This window comes from Falsiroseomonas sp. E2-1-a20, assembly GCF_051433195.1.
In the GTDB taxonomy this organism is placed as follows: Bacteria; Pseudomonadota; Alphaproteobacteria; order Acetobacterales; family Acetobacteraceae; genus Falsiroseomonas.
Genome location: NZ_JBHMFT010000023.1, coordinates 1 through 19,844, shown reverse-complemented (window position 1 = coordinate 19,844; position 19,844 = coordinate 1). Strand labels below are relative to the sequence as shown.

The 19,844-nt window shown below is 70.8% G+C and carries 18 protein-coding genes; 6 read left to right on the top strand and 12 right to left on the bottom strand.

What is annotated here, in order from left to right:
* Positions 1-18 precede the first annotated feature (18 nt).
* Entirely contained in the window at positions 19-1,158 is a 1,140-nt protein-coding gene (gene metX, locus ACFHPP_RS22365; protein ID WP_437165449.1) for a homoserine O-acetyltransferase MetX, read from the top strand.
* A 16-nt stretch (positions 1,159-1,174) separates the two neighbouring features.
* On the opposite strand, the gene ACFHPP_RS22360 is transcribed toward metX, so the two are convergent.
* The gene (locus tag ACFHPP_RS22360) at positions 1,175-2,230 is read right to left on the bottom strand and encodes an acyltransferase family protein (protein WP_437165510.1); all 1,056 of its coding nucleotides are present in this window, start codon (positions 2,228-2,230) and stop codon (positions 1,175-1,177) included.
* A 300-nt stretch (positions 2,231-2,530) separates the two neighbouring features.
* Between ACFHPP_RS22360 and ACFHPP_RS22355 the strand changes: the two genes are divergently transcribed.
* The gene (locus ACFHPP_RS22355) at positions 2,531-3,562 is read left to right on the top strand and encodes an ABC transporter substrate-binding protein (RefSeq protein ID WP_437165448.1); all 1,032 of its coding nucleotides are present in this window, start codon (positions 2,531-2,533) and stop codon (positions 3,560-3,562) included.
* Between the two features lie 117 nt (positions 3,563-3,679).
* On the opposite strand, the gene ACFHPP_RS22350 is transcribed toward ACFHPP_RS22355, so the two are convergent.
* Positions 3,680-3,811 carry a hypothetical protein gene (locus tag ACFHPP_RS22350; protein ID WP_430672195.1) on the bottom strand — a complete coding sequence of 44 codons (132 nt, stop codon included), beginning with the start codon at positions 3,809-3,811 and terminating at the stop codon, positions 3,680-3,682.
* 32 nt (positions 3,812-3,843) lie between these two features.
* Positions 3,844-4,164: a DUF1488 family protein gene (locus ACFHPP_RS22345; protein WP_437165447.1), complete on the bottom strand. Its 321-nt coding sequence runs from the start codon at positions 4,162-4,164 to the stop codon at positions 3,844-3,846.
* Positions 4,165-4,545: 381 nt separating this feature from the next.
* Between ACFHPP_RS22345 and ACFHPP_RS22340 the strand changes: the two genes are divergently transcribed.
* Positions 4,546-6,879 carry an ATP-binding protein gene (locus ACFHPP_RS22340; RefSeq protein ID WP_437165446.1) on the top strand — a complete coding sequence of 778 codons (2,334 nt, stop codon included), beginning with the start codon at positions 4,546-4,548 and terminating at the stop codon, positions 6,877-6,879.
* On the opposite strand, the gene ACFHPP_RS22335 is transcribed toward ACFHPP_RS22340, so the two are convergent.
* Positions 6,831-8,024 (bottom strand): glycosyltransferase family 4 protein, encoded by a 1,194-nt coding sequence (locus tag ACFHPP_RS22335; protein WP_437165445.1) that lies wholly within the window; start codon positions 8,022-8,024, stop codon positions 6,831-6,833. The two genes, ACFHPP_RS22340 and ACFHPP_RS22335, sit on opposite strands and share 49 nt — an antisense overlap.
* A gap of 161 nt (positions 8,025-8,185) precedes the next feature.
* On the opposite strand from ACFHPP_RS22335, the gene ACFHPP_RS22330 reads away from it, so the two are divergent.
* Positions 8,186-9,571 carry a leucyl aminopeptidase family protein gene (locus ACFHPP_RS22330; protein WP_437165444.1) on the top strand — a complete coding sequence of 462 codons (1,386 nt, stop codon included), beginning with the start codon at positions 8,186-8,188 and terminating at the stop codon, positions 9,569-9,571.
* 179 nt (positions 9,572-9,750) lie between these two features.
* Entirely contained in the window at positions 9,751-10,137 is a 387-nt protein-coding gene (locus tag ACFHPP_RS22325) for a MarR family transcriptional regulator (RefSeq protein WP_430672200.1), read from the top strand.
* Between the two features lie 2 nt (positions 10,138-10,139).
* Here the strand turns inward: ACFHPP_RS22325 and ACFHPP_RS22320 are convergent, their stop codons facing one another.
* The 8 genes from ACFHPP_RS22320 to ACFHPP_RS22285 form a co-directional block, all read right to left on the bottom strand.
* Entirely contained in the window at positions 10,140-11,072 is a 933-nt protein-coding gene (locus ACFHPP_RS22320; protein WP_437165443.1) for a 2-hydroxyacid dehydrogenase, read from the bottom strand.
* Positions 11,072-11,536, bottom strand: coding sequence for a hypothetical protein (locus ACFHPP_RS22315; protein WP_437165442.1), 465 nt, complete (start codon positions 11,534-11,536; stop codon positions 11,072-11,074). The genes ACFHPP_RS22320 and ACFHPP_RS22315 overlap by 1 nt, the downstream gene beginning before the upstream one ends.
* Complete coding sequence (locus ACFHPP_RS22310; RefSeq protein WP_437165441.1) at positions 11,533-13,137, bottom strand: ABC transporter ATP-binding protein; 1,605 nt, start codon at positions 13,135-13,137, stop codon at positions 11,533-11,535. Before ACFHPP_RS22310 ends, ACFHPP_RS22315 begins: the two co-directional genes overlap by 4 nt.
* A complete protein-coding gene (locus ACFHPP_RS22305; RefSeq protein ID WP_437165440.1) occupies positions 13,134-14,171 on the bottom strand; it encodes an ABC transporter permease in 1,038 nt (345 codons plus the stop codon). The genes ACFHPP_RS22310 and ACFHPP_RS22305 overlap by 4 nt, the downstream gene beginning before the upstream one ends.
* Positions 14,172-14,181: 10 nt before the next feature.
* Positions 14,182-15,291, bottom strand: a complete 1,110-nt coding sequence (locus ACFHPP_RS22300; RefSeq protein WP_430672205.1) for a microcin C ABC transporter permease YejB — start codon at positions 15,289-15,291, stop codon at positions 14,182-14,184.
* A 255-nt stretch (positions 15,292-15,546) separates the two neighbouring features.
* Positions 15,547-17,403 carry an extracellular solute-binding protein gene (locus ACFHPP_RS22295; protein ID WP_437165439.1) on the bottom strand — a complete coding sequence of 619 codons (1,857 nt, stop codon included), beginning with the start codon at positions 17,401-17,403 and terminating at the stop codon, positions 15,547-15,549.
* Positions 17,404-17,448: 45 nt separating this feature from the next.
* Entirely contained in the window at positions 17,449-18,231 is a 783-nt protein-coding gene (locus ACFHPP_RS22290) for an inositol monophosphatase family protein (protein ID WP_437165509.1), read from the bottom strand.
* Entirely contained in the window at positions 18,228-18,761 is a 534-nt protein-coding gene (locus ACFHPP_RS22285; protein WP_437165438.1) for a c-type cytochrome, read from the bottom strand. The genes ACFHPP_RS22290 and ACFHPP_RS22285 overlap by 4 nt, the downstream gene beginning before the upstream one ends.
* Before the next feature lie 142 nt (positions 18,762-18,903).
* Between ACFHPP_RS22285 and ACFHPP_RS22280 the strand changes: the two genes are divergently transcribed.
* Positions 18,904-19,767, top strand: coding sequence for a prephenate dehydratase (locus ACFHPP_RS22280; protein ID WP_437165437.1), 864 nt, complete (start codon positions 18,904-18,906; stop codon positions 19,765-19,767).
* Positions 19,768-19,844 lie beyond the last annotated feature (77 nt).

Sequence of the window (19,844 nt, the reverse complement as noted above, 5' to 3'; positions counted from 1 at the left end):
AAATCCTGTCCGGGACACATGACCCAGGCCGTCGCCCCCGCCCCGCAGATCGACCACCAGCGCGCGGTCTTCGCCGAGGGCCTGGCGCTCGACTCCGGTGCGGTGCTGGCGCCGCTGGCGGTGGCCTACCGCACCTATGGCAAGCTGAACCCCCAGCGCAGCAACGCCGTGCTGGTCTGCCATGCCCTGACCGGCGACCAGTATGTGGCGGAACCGCACCCCATCACCGGCAAGCCGGGCTGGTGGGAGGCGGTGGTCGGGCCGGGCCGGCCGGTGGACACTGACCGTTTCTTCGTGATCTGCGCCAATGTCCTCGGCGGCTGCATGGGCTCCTCCGGCCCCGCCGAGCCGATGCCGGGCACGGGGCGGCCCTACGGCACGGATTTCCCCTCCATCACCATCCGCGACATGGTGCGCGCCCAGAAGCTGCTGGTGGACCGGCTCGGCATCGGGCGGCTGCTGGCGGTGGTCGGTGGCTCGATGGGCGGCATGCAGGTGCTGGAATGGGCCGCGACCTTCCCCGAGATGGTTGTCGCCGCCGCGCCCATCGCCTGCGCCGCCTATCATTCGGCGCAGAACATCGCCTTCCACGAAGTCGGCCGCGCCGCCATCCATGGCGACCCGGACTGGGTCGGCGGCCGCTACTGGGAGGATGGGCGCATCCCGGCCAAGGGCCTGTCCGTAGCCCGCATGGTCGCCCACATCACCTACCTGTCGGAGGCCGCGCTGGGCCGGAAGTTCGGCCGCCGGCTGCGCGGAGCCTCGGCGCTCACCTTCCTCGAGGACGTGTTCGAAGTGGAAAGCTACCTGCGCCACCAGGGCAGCACCTTCGTCACCCGCTTCGACGCCAACAGCTACCTGACCATCACCCGCGCCATGGACTACTTCGACATGGCGACGGAACATGGCGGCGACCTGGCCGCCGCGTTCCGCGGCACCGCCACGCGCTTCCTGGTCGCGTCCTTCAGCAGCGACTGGCTGTTCCCGACCGAGGAATCCCGCGCCCTGGTGCGCGCCCTGAACGCCGCGGCGGCCAACACCTCCTTCGTCGAGATCGCCACCGACAAGGGCCACGACGCCTTCCTGCTGGACGAGCCGGTGTTCCACCGGGCGTTGGGCGGCTTCCTGCGCGGGGCGGCGGAGCGCGTCGGGGTCTGACCGTGCGCCGGCGGCTTCAGGCGCGGCTTTCGGCAGCCCCAACCGGCCGCTGGTTCAGGGCATCACGCGGCGCGGTCCGCGCGCCGAGCAGCAGGTCGAACAGGCCGGTCAGGTGCCGGGTGCCCAGCGCGTGCACGCCGACCAGCAGCGCGGTGGCCAGGACCGGCGTGGCGACCCAGAACAGCGGATAGGGGACCGGCTCGCCAAGGTGCTGGAAAGCCTCCCAGGCCACCACCAGCACCACGCTGTGGGTCAGGAACAGGAAGAAGCTGTGCCGGCTCAGCCGCGCCAGCCAGCCACCCAGCCGCGTGCCGACCAGCAGCGAGGCCGCGGGCCAGACCAGTAGCGGGGCGGCCATGCCCAGCCACACGGTGTTCTCCTCCCGCGTCTCGACCACGAAGGCGCAGGCGGCGACGAACAGCGCCAGGCAGGGCCATGCGAACCGGTCCCACGCCTGCAGGTTCCAGCGGTGTACCGCCGCAAGACCGCCCAGGTAGAAGGTCACCAGCATTTCCGTCCGCAGCACCAGTTCCTTGTCCAGGTTCTCCAGCGCCACGACCAGGACCAGCGCCAGGCCGAGCCAGGGCGCACGACGCAGCAGCCAGCCGAGCAGGGGCGCCAGCAGCGCCAGGACGAACAGGTCGCGCAGGAAGTTCAGGGGGTAGTTCACCGGCGGCGCCGCCAGCCCAAGCGTCGCATCGAGCATCGTCGCCCAGTCGAACGGGACCAGCTGGGTGGAGATCGATACATCGAACTGGACCTGCAGCAGCACGACCATCGCCACCAGCGGCAGGTTGAAGGCCAGGAACGGCACCAGCAGCGTGCGCACCTTCTTCTGGACCAGCTTCCCATAATCCAGGTCCAGCCCGGACCGGAACAGCAGGTAGCCGGACACCACCGTCAGCACCGGGACGGAACAGCGGAACATCGCGTGCTGGAAGAAGGCCTTGACCCAGGCAAAGGTACCCGGTTCCAGTTCCGAGATCGGAACATATGGAGGCACGTGCAGAAGGACCACGCCGAAGATCAGGACGAAGCGCAGGATGGAGATGCGCTGGCCGGTCGGGTTCACACTCAATATCGGGCTCCAGCCGCTGATGTCCTGGTCGCGACTCGCGGTGGCGGCGGCTGTGCCATGACTGGGGCCGCATGTCGCTTGAACAGCGCGCGAGCGCCGGCCGGCGCGGCTTGAGCCTGTGGTCCTGCCGCTTTCCGCGCCAGAATGCTGGGCGGCCTGCCTGCAACCGCGGCGGCATCGGCGAACTTGCGAGGATCAGGTCCTGGCACACCACTTGCTGCCAGGTCCTTCGCCGGATCCTTCGCCGGCGGCCCGCGTATCCCCGCGGTCCCGGTCTCGAAAGGGTCTCGCCGCATGAGCCTGTCCCGCCGCCAACTCGGCCTCGCCGCCGGTGTCTCCCTCCTCGCCACCCCGCGCATCGGCCACGGGCAGGCCGCCCTGCCACGGGTGAAGTACCAGGTGGACTGGGCGTTCCAGGGGCCCAACGCCTTCATGCTGTTCGGCCGCCAGCGCAACTTCTTCCGCGACGCCGGCATCGACATCCAGATCGACCGCGGCTTCGGCTCCGGCCGCGTCCCGATCGACGTCGCCGGCGGCGCCTACGAGATCGCGCAGGCCGACATCAACCCGGTGATCAAGTTCATCGCCGAGAACCCGAACGCCGGCCTGGTCGTCGTCGGCGTGTTCGGCGACCGCAGCCTGCTCTGCGCCACCGTCCGCGCCGAGGGCCCGATCCGCACGCCGAAGGATTTCGAAGGCCGCACCCTGGCCGCGCCGGACAGCGACGCCGGCCGCCAGATCTTTCCCGCCTTCGCCCGCGCCGCCGGCTTCGACGCGTCCAAGGTCAACTGGCTGACGGTGCGACCCGAGCTGCGGGAGCCGATGCTGGTGCAGGGACGGGCGGAGGGCATCACCCGGGCCGCCACCAGTACCGGCATGTCGCTGAAGGCGCTGGGCATGGATTGGCCGCAGCAGCGCATCCTCTGGTACCGCGATTTCGGCCTGCCGCTGTACGGCACCTGCTGGCTGACCACGCGGGACTATGCGCGGCGCAACCCGGAGCTGGTGCGCGCCGTGGTGCGCGGCGGCATCCGGTCCCTGCAGGCCGCCTATGCCGACCCGGCCGCCTGCATCGCCGGGCTGAAGGCGGCGGAGCCGCTGACCGACGTTGCGATCGAGGCCGAGCGGCAGGAGGTCTCATTCCGGGAGCAGATCGCCTCGCCCCACGTCACCGCCAACGGCCTGTCCTCCGTCGTGCCCTCCCGCTTCCAGCTCGGCCTCGCGGCGGTGGAGGAAGCCTATGGCATGACGCCGAAGCTGAAGCCGGAGGATGTCTATACCGACGCCTTCCTGCCGCCCACGGCGGAACGCCGTCTCGTTGCCTGAAGGCGGAACGCCGTCTCGTTGCCTGAAGGCGGAACGCCGTCTCGTTGCCTGAAGGCGGAACGCCGTCTCGTTGCCTGAAGGCGGAACGCCGCCTGGTGGCCTGACGGCGGCCGGAGGTCAGCTCCCCTTGGCGGGGGGGGCCTTCTTGGTCGGCTCGCGGGTGAAGGCGGAGGCCGGGGCGGCTTCCGGCTTCTTCGCCGCCTTCGGTTTCTTGGCTTCGCGGTTGGAGCGGAGCTGGCCCTTGGCCATGGCGGTCGTCCTTGTCTCGGGTGTCGGTGAATTCAGTCAGGCCGGGCGGCCTCGGCCGCATCGTCGATGTCGTCCGACCAGATGTTCAAAAGGCCGGAGGCAGCATCGGATCGGGCACGGTGCTTGTCCAGCGCGATCGCCTCGATCTTCGGCCGCACCGTCTCGAAACACTTCATCAGGTCGGCCGGCTTGAAGCGGCGCATTTCGCTGATGTCCTGCAGCGCGTTCATGGAAATCGCGCAGGGCACCAGCCGGTCCTCGTCCAGCACCTCGAACAGCACGCGGCGGCCATCCCAGCGCGGTGCGGGAATTTCGACGCGGGACGCAGGCTGGCCGGGCTGGGGGTCGCTCATCGCAGGTCGCTCCTAGGCCGGGTGCCGCCACGGCGGCACCGCCGTCGTTCACCGGCGCCGTTCCGGCTACTCAACAGCCTTTGCATATGGCGACGCGCAGGCGGTTTGACATGGCCCGGGTCCGACAAAAGACCCGCGCGTCCGGACCGGGGAGGCGGTTCTGCCGGATGCCCCCGCTTGCGCGGCGTCAAGCCAGGGGGCATGGGAAGGGTGCGGCAAGCCGGAATGCCGCCGCACCCTCGCCGCATTGCCGCCACACCCTCCAGCAGTCCGGAGCCAGCCTGCTTGGACACGGCCGCGCCTCGCCCCCCTGCGTCCGAGCCAGGCCGATCGGAGCCGGCGGAAGCACGCCCGGCGGGCGGCACGGCCCGATTGTACCCGGTGCGCCGGCACCTGGCGCTGTTCGCCGCGGCCCTGGCACTGCCCATCCTGGTCTTCGTCGCCGCCCTCTCGACCCGTTTCGCCACCGCGGAGCGGCACCGGCTGGAGGATGCGGCCCTCGATACCGCGCGCGCCGTGGCGCTGGCGGTGGACCGCGACCTCAACGGCATGGCGGCGACCCTGAACCTGCTGGCCCTGTCGCCGCAGTTGCGCGCCGGGGACCTCGCGGACTTCCATCGCCAGGCCATCGAGCTGCGCGAGCGGCTGGGCGTGACGACCGTGCTGCGCGACGCGACCGGCCGGCAGATCCTGAACGCCTGGCAGCCGGAGGGTGCGGCGCCGCCCACCAACTCGCCACTGCCGAGCCCGAAGCCGGATGCGGACCGCGTCGTGGTGACCGACCTGTTCGAGGGCGTGGCCGTGCAGATGCCGATGTTCGCGGTGGAACTGCCGGTGCCGGTGCCTGTGCCGGTGGAGGGCTGGGCCGCCCCGCTGTTCCTCAGCCTCAGCGCGCCCGCGGCCCGCATCCGCCAGGTGCTGGAGGACCGCCAGGCGCCGGAAGGCTGGACGCTTGCCGTGGTGGATGGCGCCGGCCGCATCCTGGCGCGCAACGCGCGGCACGATGACTTCGTCGGCCAATCCGCCACCGCCGACCTGCAGGCCAACACCACCGGGTGGGAGGGCACCTGGCGCGGCACCACGGCCGAGGGCACGGCGGTCCTGGGCACCTATGCGCGCTCCGCCATCGCCGGCTGGCGCATCGCCGTCGGCGTGCCGGATGCGGTGCTGACCGGGCCGCTGCGCCGCACGCTGCTGCTGCTCGGCGGGGTCGGCGCGGCCCTGGCCGCGGTCTCCGTGATGCTGGCGCTGCTGGTCGCGCACCGCATTGCCCACCCGATGCGCCTGCTCGCCGCCCAGGCGGTGGCGATGGGGCGGGGGGAACAGGTGGCGCCGGTGCCGACGCGGGTCGACGAGGTCGCCGGCATCAGCGCCGCCCTCGCCGAGGCGGCCCGCAGCCTGCATGGCCGGGAGGAGGATCTGCGCCGGCTGAACGATGCGCTGGAAGCCCGCGTCGGCGAGCGCACCCGCGACCTGGCGGAAACCAACGCCCGGCTGATGGCCGCCGCCGCCGGCCGCGCCCGGGCGGAAGCGCAGCTGCGGCAGTCGCAGAAGATGGAGGCGGTGGGCCGGCTGACCGGCGGCGTCGCGCATGATTTCAACAACCTGCTGACCGTGGTGCTGGGCAACCTGGCGCTCGCCCGCCGTCGCCTGGGCGAGTTGCCCTGCACGCCGGCGGAGGAGCCGGTGCAGGATCGGCTGCGCCGCAGCCTCGACAACGCGGCGGAAGGCGCGAACCGGGCCGCGGCGCTGACCCAGCGGCTGCTCGCCTTCTCCCGCCAGCAGCCGCTGGCGCCGGAGGTGGTGGATGCCAACCGGCTGGTGGCCGGCATGTCCGACCTGCTGCGCCGCACCCTGGGCGAGGACATCGAGATCGAGACCGTGCTGGCCGGCGGATTGTGGCGCACCCATGCCGACCCGAACCAGCTGGAATCCTCGCTGCTGAACCTGGCGGTGAATGCGCGCGACGCCATGACCGCCGGCGGCAAGCTGACCATCGAGACCGCGAACGTCCACCTGGACGAGGCCTATGTCGCGGGGCGGGAGGATCTGGTGCCCGGGCAGTATGTGGCGATCTGCGTCACCGACACCGGCACCGGCATGTCCGCCGATGTCATCAGCCGGGCCTTCGAGCCGTTCTTCACCACCAAGCCGGTCGGCCAGGGCACCGGGCTCGGGCTGAGCCAGGTGTATGGCTTCGCCCGGCAATCCGGCGGTCATGCCGCGATCTACAGCGAACCCGGGCAGGGCAGCACGGTGAAGCTGTACCTGCCCCGGCTGCGCGATGCGGAGGCCGCCGCCCTGCCGCCTCCGCCGGAGATCCCGCGCCCGGTCTCCGACGTCGCCCATTTCGGCGGCGCCGTGCTCGTGGTCGAGGATGAATCGATGGTGCGGGACTTCGCCGTGACGGCGCTGGAGGAGGCGGGCTACCGCGTGCTCGCCGCCGCCGATGGCCCGACCGCCCTGGCGCTGCTGGAGGCCCACCCCGAGGTGACGCTGCTGTTCACCGACGTGGTGCTGGCCGGTCCGATGAACGGGCGCGAAGTGGCCGCGGCGGCGCTGGCCCGCCGTCCGCTGCTGCCGGTGCTGTTCACCACCGGCTACACGCGCAACGCCATCATCCACCAGGGCCGGCTGGACGAGGGCGTCAATTTCCTCGGCAAGCCCTACACCGCCGTGGCGCTGCTGGACCGGGTGGGCCGGCTGCTGGCCTGACGGTTGGACGGCGCCCGGTTCGGAACGGGGCTGGATTGCTGCTCCGGACGCAGGACGCGGGCCAGGCCGCCGACCAGGGCCTCGGCGGCGCCGGTCCAGTCGGCCTGCGCGGCGCCGACCGCGGCGGCCTCGCGCCGCAGCGATTCGAGCCGGGCCGGGTCGAGCAGCCCGGCCAGCGCCTCGGCCAGCGCCGCCGCATCCACCGCGGCGGCCAGCACGCCACCCGCGCCGGGCCGCACCTGTTCGCGCAGCCCACCGACCGGGGTTGCGACCACCGGAACCCCCATGGCCAGCGCCTGCGGCACGACGCCGGACTGGCTGGCCTCGCGATAGGGCAGCACCACCGCGTCCGCGGCTGCCAGCAGGTCCGGGATTTCCGATTCCGGCACCCAGCGGCGCTCGAACTGCACGCCGGGCAACTCCGCGAGACCGGCCCCGGCCTCACCCTCGCCGACCACGCGCAGGCTCACCCCCGGATGGGCGCCGTGCAGGATGCGGAAGGCGTCGCGCAGCAGGTCCAGGCCCTTGTAGGTCTGCAGGCGGCCGAAGAACAGCAGCCGAAGCTGTCCCGGCGGGTTGGCGGGCCTGGCGGTGCGCGCGGGCGCGGCGCCGGTGAGCAGCGCGGGCAGTGGCATGCGGATCAGCGGCAGCCCTGGCGCACGGGCCGCGAGCGATGCGGCGACGGTGTCGGACAGGGCCACGGCGGCGCGCGCGCTGCGCAGTTCCCGGCCCAGCCGCCAGTCCCAGGCCCAGGCCGGGTCGCCCGGATGCGGCGCCGCGTCGTGGATGACGGGGACGTAGGCGGGCCGCCTTTGGGCCGGCTGCGCCAGTCCAGGTGCCACCAAAGGAGTCCAGAGATGCGCCATGCTGGACACCACGACATCGGCCTCCTGCGCCGCCGCCAGGAACCGCCGGCGCAACAGCGGAAGCCGGGCGAGGCCGGTGGCGAAGCCGGTCAGGTCACGGTAGGTGTCGACCATGGCAATCGGCCGGCGCAGCGCCTCGAAATCGCCCAGCATTTCGCCCTGCGCGGACAACGACAGGCGCAGGTCGATCTCCGGGCGTGCCGCCAGGGCGCGCGCCAGCCCGAGCGTGAATTGTGCCCCACCGCCGCGACGGCCCCAGTACCAAAGCAATATCCGCATGTAGCGGCGGTATCATCGCGAGGCGACGCGGAGAAATTAACTAATCGGGAGGCTGTCCGATTCCGGTAGTGTTTCGGATCTTCTGCGAAACTATCACGGAATATTGTTCTGCCTGATCGTGAAAGCGGAACTTCATGCCAACCAAATCAACTGGAGGTTTCATGCTGCCCGGCCTTGTCACATCCGCTGAATCCGCGCTGCCGCTTCATGCCGTCGCCCCGGCCAGCCTGCCGGCGCTGCTGGATCGATTGCCGCCGATCGCCGCCAACTTCCTTCGGGCCAGCGGCTTCACCGGCCGGGCGCAGGAATGGCAGCTTCTCCCGGGCGAATCCGGGCTGGCCGGCGCCGTGCTCGGCCTGGGCGAGGACCAATCGGCCGCCGGCAGCCCCTGGGCCTTCGGCGCCCTGCCCTTCGCGCTGCCCGAGGACTCGACCTGGCGGATCGAGGGGGCGCCGGACCCGGTGGCGGCGACCCTCGGCTGGTGTCTCGGCGCCTACCGCTTCACCGGGCTGAAATCGAAGCCGGGGCGGCGGCCGGCGCAGTTGCTGGCGATGCCCGGCACCGAAGCGGCGCAGCAGCAGGCCGCCGCCATCCACGCCGGGCGCGACCTGGTGAACCAGCCGGCCAACCACCTGGGCCCGGCCGAACTGGCGGACGCCGTGGGCCGCCTCGCCGCCGCCCATGACGCCGCCTTCGAGGTGATCTCGGGCGAGGCGCTGGAAACTGGCTTCCCCGCCGTCGCTGCCGTGGGCCAGGGCAGTCCGCGGGCGCCGCGCGTCGCCGTCCTGCGCTGGCAGGGCGCCGCCGATGGCCCGCTGGTGGCGCTGTGCGGCAAGGGCGTGTGCTTCGACAGCGGCGGGCTGGACCTGAAGCCGGCCGCCGGCATGCTGCGCATGAAGAAGGACATGGGCGGCGCCGCGGCGATGATCGCGACGGCGGAGATGCTGATGCGCGCCCGCGCGCCGATCCGCCTGCTGCTGCTGGTGGGCGCGGTGGAAAACAGCGTCTCCGGCACCTCGTTCCGGCCGCTCGACGTCATCCGCACCCGGAAGGGGCTGACGGTGGAGATCGGCAACACCGACGCAGAGGGCCGCCTGGTGCTGGCGGACCTGCTGGCCTACGCGGCCGAACAGCAGCCGGACCTGCTGCTGGACGCGGCGACATTGACCGGCGCGGCCCGTGTCGCGCTGGGGCCGGACCTGCCCGCCCTGTTCTGCAACGAAAACAGTTTGACCCAAGCGGTGCTGCAGGCCGGTTTGGCGAATCACGATCCCGTGTGGCAGCTCCCGCTCGCGGAAAACTACGTTTCGTGGCTGGACAGTCCCGTTGCGGACCTGAACAACGTCAGCAGCAAGCCAATGGCGGGCGCCGTGGTCGCGGCCCTGTTCCTGCGGCATTTCGTGCCGAAGGAGGTCCGTTGGGCCCATCTGGACCTGTATGCGTGGAACGACTCGGGGCGCCCCGGACGCCCGGAGGGTGGCGAAATCCAGGCGGCGCGTGCGCTGTCCGCGGCGATCTCGGCGCTTGCTGCCGCGCAACACCGGTAGACCGGTAACGAATTCGAGATGGAACAGGAACTTTCTGGCTCGCGGCGCTCTGACAAGGGCATGTCGGAGCAGCACCCTTCGCGAGGCGGGACAACATCGGGCGTGCCACTGGCCGAAGCGGCGTCGCAGACAAGGCGGCGTCAGCCAGCCGCGGGCACGCCGAATAAGGATTAGACAGAATGGCCAACCAAGCATCTTCCGACCAGCTGGTGGGGATCCTGCGCGACACGGTCGTGGCGCTGGTGCGCCGCGATGGGCCGGACCTATCGGCCCGCCAACTGGGCGTCTTCCTGACGGTCTACCTGACGGACGGCCCCCACACCGTCCGCGGCCTGGCGGCCGAGCTGAACGTTTCGAAGCCTGCCATCACCCGCGCACTCGACCGGCTGGGAGAGCTCGACCTGGCGCGTCGGAAGGTCGACCCGATGGACCGCCGCAGCGTGCTGGTCCAGCGCACCCTCAAGGGTGCCGCCTTCCTGCGCGACATGCGCAGCATCATGACGCAGGCGGAGCAGACGGCGCGGGAGACGGTGGTGGCCGACAACGACGCCCGCAAGACCGGCTGAAATCAGTAGCCGGCGGCGAAGTCCACAAGGTTCAGCAGCGGCTCGCCGGCTCTGGCGCGCCGGAGGTTCTCGACCACCTGCGGCGCGGCGCTTTCGGGGATGGTGATGCTGGCCGCGTGCGGGGTCATCACCACACGCGGATGCGCCCAGTAGGGGTGGTCCGCCGGCAGCGGTTCCGGCGCGAAGACGTCGAGCGCGGCACCGGCCACCTGTCCTGATTCAAGCGCCGCCAGCAGATCCGCGTCCACCACATGCCCGCCCCGGGCCCCGTTGATGACGAAGGCGCCACGCGGCAGCAGGCCGAGCAGGCGAGCGTCGACGATGCCACGGGTTTCCGGCGTCAGCGGCAGCAGGCAGACCAGGATGCGGCTGCGCGCCGCCATGGCCGCCAGGCCCTCCGCCCCGTGGAAGGTCTCGACCCCCGCCACCTGCTTCGGACGCCGCGACCAGCCCATCACCGGGAAGCCGAGGCCGCGCAGCAACCCCGCGGCATGGGTGCCAAGCTCGCCCAGGCCGAGGAAGCCGACCGGGGTTTCGGCCGTCACCGGGGCCGGCAGTTCGTGCCAGACCTTCTCGCGTTGCAGGTCCCGGTAGTCCAGGTCCTGGCGGTGGAAGCGCAGCACGTTCAGCAGCACCCACTCGCCCATCTGGCTGGTCAGCATGCGGTCCACGAGCCGCGCCACCGGAATGCCCGGCGGCGGCCCCGGCGGGCGCAGCAGATGGTCCACGCCGGCGCCCATGGAGACGATGAGGCGCAGGTTCGGGTAGCGCCGCAGCTCCGCCATGTCATGCGCCGTCCAGACCACCGCGGCCTCGATCGCGGCCAGGTCGCCGGAATCGGGGAACATGCGGATCTCGAGGCCGGGGTCCAGCGCCAGCAGCGCATCGCGCCACATCGCCATGGCGGCGGGCTTGGTGGACAGCAGCACGGCCATCAGGCGGCATCCTTCGCCGAATTGGTTTCCCGGAAGACCAGCCGCGCGAAGCCGCGCCAGTCGTCGCGCCGGGCCGCGGCGAATTTCCGGCCGTCCGGCAGTTCGGCGTAAAGGCTGAGCACGCCCTTGGCCCAGAGCGCGTCGAAATGCTCGTCCGATTGCAGGGCCCAGGCGGTGGCGCGCTCGAACACGCCGTCGCGGATGCGCGGCTGCACCTTGGACAGCCACCACCAGCAGCCCACCGCCAGGATCGCGCCGCCCAGGTAGTAGTGCACCAGCGCGGTGCCGGCGAAGGAGGTCACCAGGATGGTCGCGGCCGGCCAGATGTTCTCGCCGTAGCGATACACCGGGCTGCCGGGCGAGTTCATCTTGCGGATATGCACGCCGAGCTTCACCTGCTGCGCATCCAGCAACTGCTTCAGCCGGTCCAGCGGCGGCATCACCGCATCTTCCGCCTCGCTCATTGCCGCACATCCCCAGGCGTGGCGGCCAGGTCGAAGGCGGCGGCCATCAGGGCGCGCGTGTAGGGCTGTTGCGGCGCCTCGACAACCGCCTGCGCCTCGCCTTCCTCCACCACCCGTCCGTCCTTCAGCACGATGATGCGGTGCGCCAGCGCGCGCACCACGCGCAGGTCGTGCGAGATGAACAAATAAGCCAGCTTGTGCCGCGCCTGCAGGTCCCGCAGCAGGTCCACCACCTGCGCCTGGACCGAGACATCCAGCGCGCTGGTCGGCTCGTCCAGCACCACCAGCCGCGGCTTCAGCACCAGGGCGCGGGCGATGGCGATGCGCTGGCGCTGGCCGCCGCTGAACTCATGCGGGTAGCGGGCGAGCATGGAGGCATCGAGGCCCACCTCCTCCAGCACCGCGCCCACGCGCTTTTCCGAGTCGCGCGGCGAAAGGTTTTCGTGGACGCGCAGCCCCTCGCCGATGATCTCCGCCACCGTCATGCGCGGCGACAGGCTGCCATAGGGGTCCTGGAAGACGATCTGCATGCGCCGCCGCAGCGGGCGCAGCTGCTTGCGGGACAGGCCCTGGATGCCGCTGCCCTCGAAGGTGATCGGCCCCTCGCTGGATTCGAGGCGGAGCAGGGCCAGGCCGAGCGTCGTCTTGCCGCTGCCGCTCTCGCCCACCAGGCCCACCGTCTCACCCTCACGGATGGAAAGGGAAACACCGTCCACCGCCTTCACCTGGCCGACGGTGCGCCGCAGGAGGCCGGCCCGGATCGGGAAGTGGACCTTCACCTGCTCGCCCTGGAGCAGCGTCTCCGCACCCGGCGCCACCGGCTGCGGGCGGCCGCGCGGCTGGGTGGCCAGCAGCATCCTGGTGTAGTCGTGCTGCGGGTCGCCGAAGATCTCGGCCACCGGCCCGGTCTCCACCGCCTCCCCATGCCGCATCACCACCACGCGGTCGGCGTGGCGGCGGACGATCTGGAGGTCGTGCGTGATCAGCAGCACGGCCATGGACAGCCGGCGCTTCAGGTCGGCCAGCAGTTCCAGGATCTGCGCCTGGATGGTGACGTCGAGCGCCGTGGTCGGCTCGTCCGCGATCAGCAGCGCCGGATCGTTGGCCAGCGCCACCGCGATCATCACCCGCTGCCGCTGGCCACCGGACAACTGGTGCGGATAGGCGTTGAGGCGCGCCTCCGCCTGCGGGAAGCCGGCCCGCGTCAGCAGCTCCACCACCCGGGCGCGCAGCGCATCGCCGGACAGGTTGCGATGCAGGGTCACCGCCTCCGACACCTGGCGACCCACCGTGTGCAGCGGGTTCAGCGAGGTCATCGGCTCCTGGAACACCATCCCGGCGACGCCGCCGCGCAGCCGCCGCAGCGCCTCCCCCTGCGCCGAGAGCACATCCGTGCCGTCCAGCGTGATGCGGCCTTCCGGGTTGTGGCCGGCGCCGGCGAGCAGCCGCAGGCAGGACAGCGCGGTGACGGACTTGCCGCTGCCGCTCTCGCCGACCAGCGCCACCGTCTCCCCCCGCGCCACGGTGAAGGACACGCCCCTCACCACGCGCTTGGGGCCGAAGGCAACCGAAAGGTCCTGCACGTCCAGCAGGGGCGTCATGTGGCGCCACCCGGCAGCTTGCGCGGGTCGAAGGCATCGCGCACCGCCTCGCCCACGAAGATCAGCAGTGTCAGCATCCCGCCGAGCACGAAGAAGCCGGTGATCGCCAGCCACGGCGCCTGGAGGTTGTTCTTGCCCTGGTTCACCAGCTCCCCCAGCGAGGGCGAGCCCGGCGGCAGGCCGAACCCGAGAAAATCCAGGCTGGCCAGCACGGTGACCGATCCCGAGAGGATGAACGGCAGAAACGTCAGCGTCGCCACCATCGCGTTGGGCAGGATGTGGCGCGTCATCAGCGCCGCGTCGGAGACGCCAAGCGCCCGCGCCGCCCGCACATAGTCCAGGTTGCGGCCGCGCAGGAATTCCGCCCGCACCACGCCGGTCAGGCTCATCCAGGAGAACAGCAGCAGGAAGACCAGCAGGGTCAGGAAGCTCGGCTCGATGACGCTTGCCAGGATGATGAGCAGGTACAGTTGCGGCATCCCCGACCAGACCTCGATGAAGCGCTGGAAGCCGAGATCGACCCAGCCGCCGTAATACCCCTGCACCGCCCCCGCCGCGATCCCGACCACGGAGCTGACAAGGGTCAGCGTGAAGCCGAACAGCACCGACAGGCGGAAGCCGTAGATCACCCGCGCCAGCACGTCCCGGCTCTGGTCATCCGTGCCGAGCCAGTTCTTCGCGGAGGGCGGCGCCGGCGAGGGCTGGCCCACGTCGCGCACCACGGAATCATGCCGGTAGGGGATCAGCGGCCAGATCGCCCAGCCGCCGCGCTCCTCGAACTCCGCCCGCAATTCCGGGTCGTGCCAATCCATGGTGATGGGAAGGCCGTCCGGCAGCACGTCGCTCTCGGCGTAGCCGCCGACCGCCACCGGGAACAGCCAGCGATCCTCGATGCGCGCCACCAGCGGCCGGTCATTCGCCAGGAATTCCGCGAACAGGGTGAGCAGGAACAGCACCAGGAAGATCCACATCGACCAGTAGCCGCGACGGTTCGCCTTGAAGTTGGCGATGCGGCGCTGCGTGATCGGGGTCATGCTTGGTTGCTCACCGGCGCGCCTCGAAATCGATGCGCGGATCGACCACGGTGTACATCACGTCGCCCACGATCTGCAGGATCAGGCCGAGCAGCGTGAAGATGTACAGCGTGCCGAACATGATCGGGTAGTCACGCCGGATCGCCGCCTCGAACCCCAACAGCCCCAACCCATCCAGCGAGAACACGATCTCCACCAGCAGCGCGCCGGTGAACAGGATGCTGATGAAGGCCGCCGGGAAGCCGGCGATGATCAGCAGCATCGCGTTGCGGAAGACATGGCCGTACAGGATGCGGGTTTCCGTGTTGCCCTTGGCGCGGGCGGTGACGACGTAGTGCTTGCCGATCTCGTCCAGGAACGCGTTCTTGGTCAGCATCGTCAGCCCGGCAAAGCCGCCGATCACCAGCGCCAGCGTCGGCAGCGCCATGTGCCAGGCATAATCCAGCGCCCGCTGCCAGAACGGCCACAACTCCGACCCCGAACTCGACAGGCCGCGCAACGGGAACCACTGCAGGAAGGACCCGCCGGCGAACAGCACCACCAGCAGGATCGCGAACAGGAAGCCCGGAATCGCATAGCCCACCAGCACCACGCCGCTGGTCCAGATATCGAACCGCGTGCCGTCCTTCACGGCCTTGCGGATGCCGAGCGGGATCGACACCAGGTAGATGATCAGCGTCGACCACAGCCCCAGCGAGATCGAGACCGGCATCTTCTCCAAGATCAGGTCCACAACCGGCCGATCGCGGAACAGGCTGCGGCCGAAATCGAAGGTGAGATACCCCGCCATCATCTCGCCGAAGCGCACATGCGCCGGCTTGTCGAAGCCGAAGATCTGCTCGATCTCCGCCACGATCGCCGGGTCCAGCCCCCGCGCCCCGCGATAGGTGCCGACCGGCCCCTCCCCCGACCCGCCCGGCCCGGCCCCACCCGGCGCCCGCGTCTCCCCCGGACCCTCCCCGGTCAGGCGCCCAAGCGTCTGCCCCTCGCCCCGCAACTCCGCCAGCATCTGCTCCACCGGCCCACCCGGCGCGAACTGCACGACCGCGAAATTGATCAGGATGATGCCGAGCAGGGTCGGCACCACGAGCAACAGGCGACGGAGGATGTAGGCGGCCATGGGTTGCGCCTAGCGGCCCGCAAGGAGGGCTCCGCCCTCCCTGCACCCACCCGCCAAGGGGCAGCGGCCCCTTGGAACCCTCTGAATCATGAGCAGAAAGGGAGAGGGGCCGGAGCGCGCGACGAACAGGCGGTCCTGCCGTGCCCCTCTCCCTTTCTGCTCAAGGTCCCGGCGGTCCAGGTGGCCCTGCCACCTGGTCGGGGGGTGCCGGGGGGCGGACAGCCCCCTGGCGAACCACAAGCGCCCCATGCCCGCCTACAGCGCCCGGCGCGCGTTGGTCAGGGCCGTCTCGCGCGCGGAGTCGACCCACCAGGTGTCCAGGCCGAGGCCGTAGCGCGGGTTGCGTTCGGGGCGGCCGAACTTGTCCCAGAAGGCGATGCGGAAGCTTCGGCTGTGCCAGTTCGGGATCATGAAGTTGTTCCACAACAGCACGCGGTCCAGCGCGCGGGTGCGGGCGATGAGTTGGTCGCGGTCCGGCGCGTTGATGACCAGTTCGACCAGTTCGTCGATCACCGGGTCGCAGATGCCGGCGATGTTCTGGCTGCCGTTCTCGCGCGCCTTGGCGCAGGTGAAGAAGTCGCGCTGTTCGTTGCCGGGGGACAGGGACTGGCCGATGACGTCGACGGTCATGTCGTAGTCAAAGGCATCCGTGCGCGCCTGGTACTGCGAGGGATCCACGGTGCGGACGCGCACGCTCATGCCGATGCGTTCCAGCGCCTGGACATAGGGCAGCGCGATGCGTTCGAAGGTGGCGCCCTGCAGCAGGATCTCGAATTCGAAGGGCTGGCCCTGCGGCCCGACCAGGCGCCGGTTCTGCACGCGCCAGCCGGCTTCCTGCAACAGGCGCAAGGCGTTGCGCAGTCCCTCGCGGTTGTTGCCTGAGCCATCGGTGACGGGAAGCTTGTACTCGGCGGTGAAGACCTCCGGCGGGATGCGGCCGCGGAAGGGCTCCAGCACCGCGAGTTCCGCGCCCGTCGGCAGGCCGGAGGAGGCCAGTTCCGAGTTCGAGAAGTAGGATTGCGTCCGCGTGTAGGTGCCGAAGAACAGGTTGCGGTTCATCCACTCGTAGTCGAACAACTCGATCAGCGCGCGGCGCACCCGGGCGTCCTGGAACAGCGGCCGGCGCAGGTTCACGGCAAAGGCCTGCATGCCGGTGGGCAATTCGTGGCGCAGCTCGTCCTGCTTGGCGAGGCCCACGCGCATCGCCGGGAAGTCGTAGCCGGTGGCCCAGTCGCGGGCGCTGTTTTCCGTGCGGAAATCGATCTGCCCGGCCTTGAAGGCTTCCAGCGCCACGGTGGTGTCGCGGAAATACTCGAAGCGCTGCCGGTCGAAGTTCTGCGTGCCCTTCTGCGAGGGGATGTCGCGCGCCCACCAATCCGGCACGCGGGCATAGACAAGGCTGCGCCCGGCCTCGAAGCGTTCCAGCCGATAGGGGCCGGAGCCCAGCGGCGGGTCGAGCAGGGGGCGGGTGAAGTCGCGGCCTTCCCACCAATGCGCCGGCAGCACCGGCATCTGGCCGAGGATCAGGCCGAGTTCGCGGTTCTCGGTGCTGCGGAAGCGGAAGGTCGCGCGGCGCTCGCCCTCGGCCACCACCTCCGTCACGTCGCCCCAGTAGGACCGGAAGAAGGGGCGGCCATGGGTGCGCAGGGCGTTGAGGGTGAAGACCACGTCGGCGGCGGTGACCGGCCTGCCGTCATGCCAGCGCGCCGCCGGGTTCAGGTCGAAGCTGATCGACAGGCGGTCCGCCGGCAGGTCGATCCACTGCGCCAGGTAGGGGTATTCGGTGCTGGCCTCATGCGTGCTGTTCGCCAGCAGCGTGTCGTAGATCAGGTTCAGCCCGACCGCGGGCGTGCCGCGCAGCACGAACTGGTTGAAGGTGTCGAAGGACCCCAGCGCGGTCAGCGCGATCTCGCCGCCCTTGGGCGCCGCGGGGTTCACCCAGGGAAAGTGCGGGAAATCCGCCGGCAGGGCGGGCTCGCCCAGCAGCGACAGCGCGTGGGTGCGGATCGCCTCGCCCGGGGCGGCGCTGCCGCCGGCGGGGGTGACGGCATGCAGGGCGCCCGGCGCGAGGCCGAGGGCGGCGGAGAGGGTCAGCAGGTCGCGTCGGCGCATGGCAGGTAGTTTGGGGGTTCCCCCCCGCCACCGCAACCGCGCGCCTCAGCCGGCGAGCAGGCGCGAGGCTTCGGGCAGCATGGCGGGGTCGCCCAGCGCCAGCACGGTGCCGTCGCCATCCAGGCGCAGCGGGCGGCCGGACCAGTCGGTGCAACTGCCGCCGGCTCCCTCGATGACCGGCACCAGCGCCGCCCAGTCCCAGGGCTTCATGGTGGCATCCACCACCGCATCCACCAGGCCGAGCGCCAGCAGACCGTAGGCGTAGCAATCCCCGCCCCAGGTGGTGCGCCGCGCCGCGGCCTTCACGGCGGCGAAACGCGGCGCGGTGGCCGCATCGAACATGTCGGGCGAGGTGCAGGACAGTTCGGCCTCGGCCAGGGCCGGGCAGGGCCGGCAGCGCGGGGTGCCGCCGAAGCCGGATCGGAAGGTGGTGGGCTGGCCCGCCACGCCGATCCAGCGCTCCCCCGTGGTCGGCTGGTCGATCAGGCCGAGCACCGGGACGCCGTGGTGCAGCAGGCCGATCAGCGTGCCGAACAATAGCCGGCCAGTGACGAAGGCGCGGGTGCCGTCGATCGGGTCCAGCACCCAGACCCATTCGGCATCCGGGTTGGTCTCGCCATATTCCTCGCCGATCACGCCGTGGCCGGGCAGGTTCACGGCGAGCAGGGCGCGGATGGCGCGTTCCGCGGCGCGATCCGCCTCCGTCACCGGGCTGGCATCGCCCTTGGCCTCGACCAGCAGGGCGGAGCGGAACAGCGGGCGGATGACGGCACCGGCCGCCTCCGCCGCGGCTTCGGCGATGGCGACGAAATCCGCGGCCTGGCTCAGGGCAGCGGCGCCGGTTCGGGCGACAGGGTCCGCAAGAAGGCGATGAGATCGGCGCGCTGGCTGGTGCTGGACATGCCGGCATAGGCCATGCGCGTGCCCGGCATCGCGGCCGAGGGACGCGCGATGAACGCGTTCAGTGCCTCGTAGTCCCAGGGCTTGCCGGCCAGGGCGCGGTTGGCGGCGGAGTAGTTGAAGCCCTCCACGGCCGCGTGATCCCGGTTGACGATGGCCCACAGGTTCGGCCCGACGCCGTTCGGCCCGCCCTGGACGAAGTTGTGGCACGACGCGCAAGCCCGCTGCGCCAGCTGGCGCCCGGTGTCCGCATTCGCCGCGGCCAGCAGCGGCCCGATCGGCTCCAACGCCGGGGCTGCCGGGGCGGCCGCGGCGGCGGGTTCCGGTGTCGCCACCTGGATGGCGCTGGTTTCCAGTCGGCGCGGACTGACGATGGCCCCGCCGATGACGCCGGACACCATGAACACGACGCCAGCCGTCAGCACGGCGGCAAAAACCTTGTTGGCTTCCAGACTCATCCGGGAGTGGACCCTTCGTAAGCGCAATGCGGACCTGCCCCGGCGACTTGCGCCCGGCCCGGCCTGCCGTAAAACCTGCCGGACAATATAGGCGCGCCCCGGTGACGACAACCCGCGGTGCTTGCAGGACCACCGATCCGCCATGAGCATCTCCGAAGCCGACATCATCGCCTTCCAGGGCCAGCCGGGCGCCTATTCCGACCTCGCCTGCCGCCAGGCCTATCCGGGCTGGACCACCCTGCCCTGCGCCAGCTTCGAGGCAGCGATCGAGGCGGTGCGCGAGCATCGCGCGGGCCTGGCGATGCTGCCCTGCGAGAATTCGCTCGCCGGCCGGGTGCCGGACATCCACCGCCTGCTGCCGGACAGCGGCCTGCATGTGGTGGGCGAGCACTTCGAACGGGTGGAGCATTGCCTGCTGGCGCCCAAGGGCGCCTCCATCGCCACGCTGAAGCGCGCCCACAGCCACCCGGTGGCGCTCGGCCAGGTGCTGAAGCTGCTGAAGGAGCTGCGCCTGACACCGGTGATCGAGGCCGATACCGCCGGGGCGGCCGGGCTGATAGCGGAGCGCGGTGGGGTGGAGGATGCGGCGATCGCCTCCGAACTGGCGGCGCAGATCTACGGGCTGGAGGTGCTGCGGAAGAATGTGGAGGACGCGGCGCACAACACCACGCGCTTCTACGTCTGCTCCCGCACGCCCTTGGCCCCACCCTTCCCGGAGGGCGACTGGGTGACCTCCTTCGTCTTCCGCGTCCGCAACATCCCGGCGGCGCTGTACAAGGCACTGGGCGGCTTCGCGACCAACGGCGTGAACATGACCAAGCTGGAAAGCTACATGGTCGGCGGCGCCTTCACCGCGACGCAGTTCCTGGCCGATGTCGATGGCCGGCCGGACGAGCCAGGCCTGGCACGGGCGCTGGAGGAGCTTTCCTATTTCTCGGCCGACCTGCGGGTTCTCGGCACCTACCGCGCGCATCCGCTGCGGCTGGCGCAGCGGGAGGGCAACTGAAGGCCGCCGCGCTGGACGCAGAAAACCCCCGAGGCGCGGGCCCCGGGGGTTGTCTTTTGCTCAGGATCCGGCGTGGC

Bases quoted from the DNA above. Each gene is read 5' to 3' on its own strand.
- metX (WP_437165449.1), top strand. From the start codon at position 19: ATGACCCAGGCCGTCGCCCCCGCCCCGCAGATCGACCACCAGCGCGCG.
- ACFHPP_RS22355 (WP_437165448.1), top strand. From the start codon at position 2,531: ATGAGCCTGTCCCGCCGCCAACTCGGCCTCGCCGCCGGTGTCTCCCTC.
- ACFHPP_RS22350 (WP_430672195.1), bottom strand. From the start codon at position 3,811: ATGGCCAAGGGCCAGCTCCGCTCCAACCGCGAAGCCAAGAAACCGAAG.
- ACFHPP_RS22345 (WP_437165447.1), bottom strand. From the start codon at position 4,164: ATGAGCGACCCCCAGCCCGGCCAGCCTGCGTCCCGCGTCGAAATTCCC.
- ACFHPP_RS22335 (WP_437165445.1), bottom strand. From the start codon at position 8,024: ATGCGGATATTGCTTTGGTACTGGGGCCGTCGCGGCGGTGGGGCACAA.
- ACFHPP_RS22330 (WP_437165444.1), top strand. From the start codon at position 8,186: ATGCTGCCCGGCCTTGTCACATCCGCTGAATCCGCGCTGCCGCTTCAT.
- ACFHPP_RS22325 (WP_430672200.1), top strand. From the start codon at position 9,751: ATGGCCAACCAAGCATCTTCCGACCAGCTGGTGGGGATCCTGCGCGAC.
- ACFHPP_RS22320 (WP_437165443.1), bottom strand. From the start codon at position 11,072: ATGGCCGTGCTGCTGTCCACCAAGCCCGCCGCCATGGCGATGTGGCGC.
- ACFHPP_RS22315 (WP_437165442.1), bottom strand. From the start codon at position 11,536: ATGAGCGAGGCGGAAGATGCGGTGATGCCGCCGCTGGACCGGCTGAAG.
- ACFHPP_RS22310 (WP_437165441.1), bottom strand. From the start codon at position 13,137: ATGACGCCCCTGCTGGACGTGCAGGACCTTTCGGTTGCCTTCGGCCCC.
- ACFHPP_RS22305 (WP_437165440.1), bottom strand. From the start codon at position 14,171: ATGACCCCGATCACGCAGCGCCGCATCGCCAACTTCAAGGCGAACCGT.
- ACFHPP_RS22300 (WP_430672205.1), bottom strand. From the start codon at position 15,291: ATGGCCGCCTACATCCTCCGTCGCCTGTTGCTCGTGGTGCCGACCCTG.
- ACFHPP_RS22295 (WP_437165439.1), bottom strand. From the start codon at position 17,403: ATGCGCCGACGCGACCTGCTGACCCTCTCCGCCGCCCTCGGCCTCGCG.
- ACFHPP_RS22285 (WP_437165438.1), bottom strand. From the start codon at position 18,761: ATGAGTCTGGAAGCCAACAAGGTTTTTGCCGCCGTGCTGACGGCTGGC.
- ACFHPP_RS22280 (WP_437165437.1), top strand. From the start codon at position 18,904: ATGAGCATCTCCGAAGCCGACATCATCGCCTTCCAGGGCCAGCCGGGC.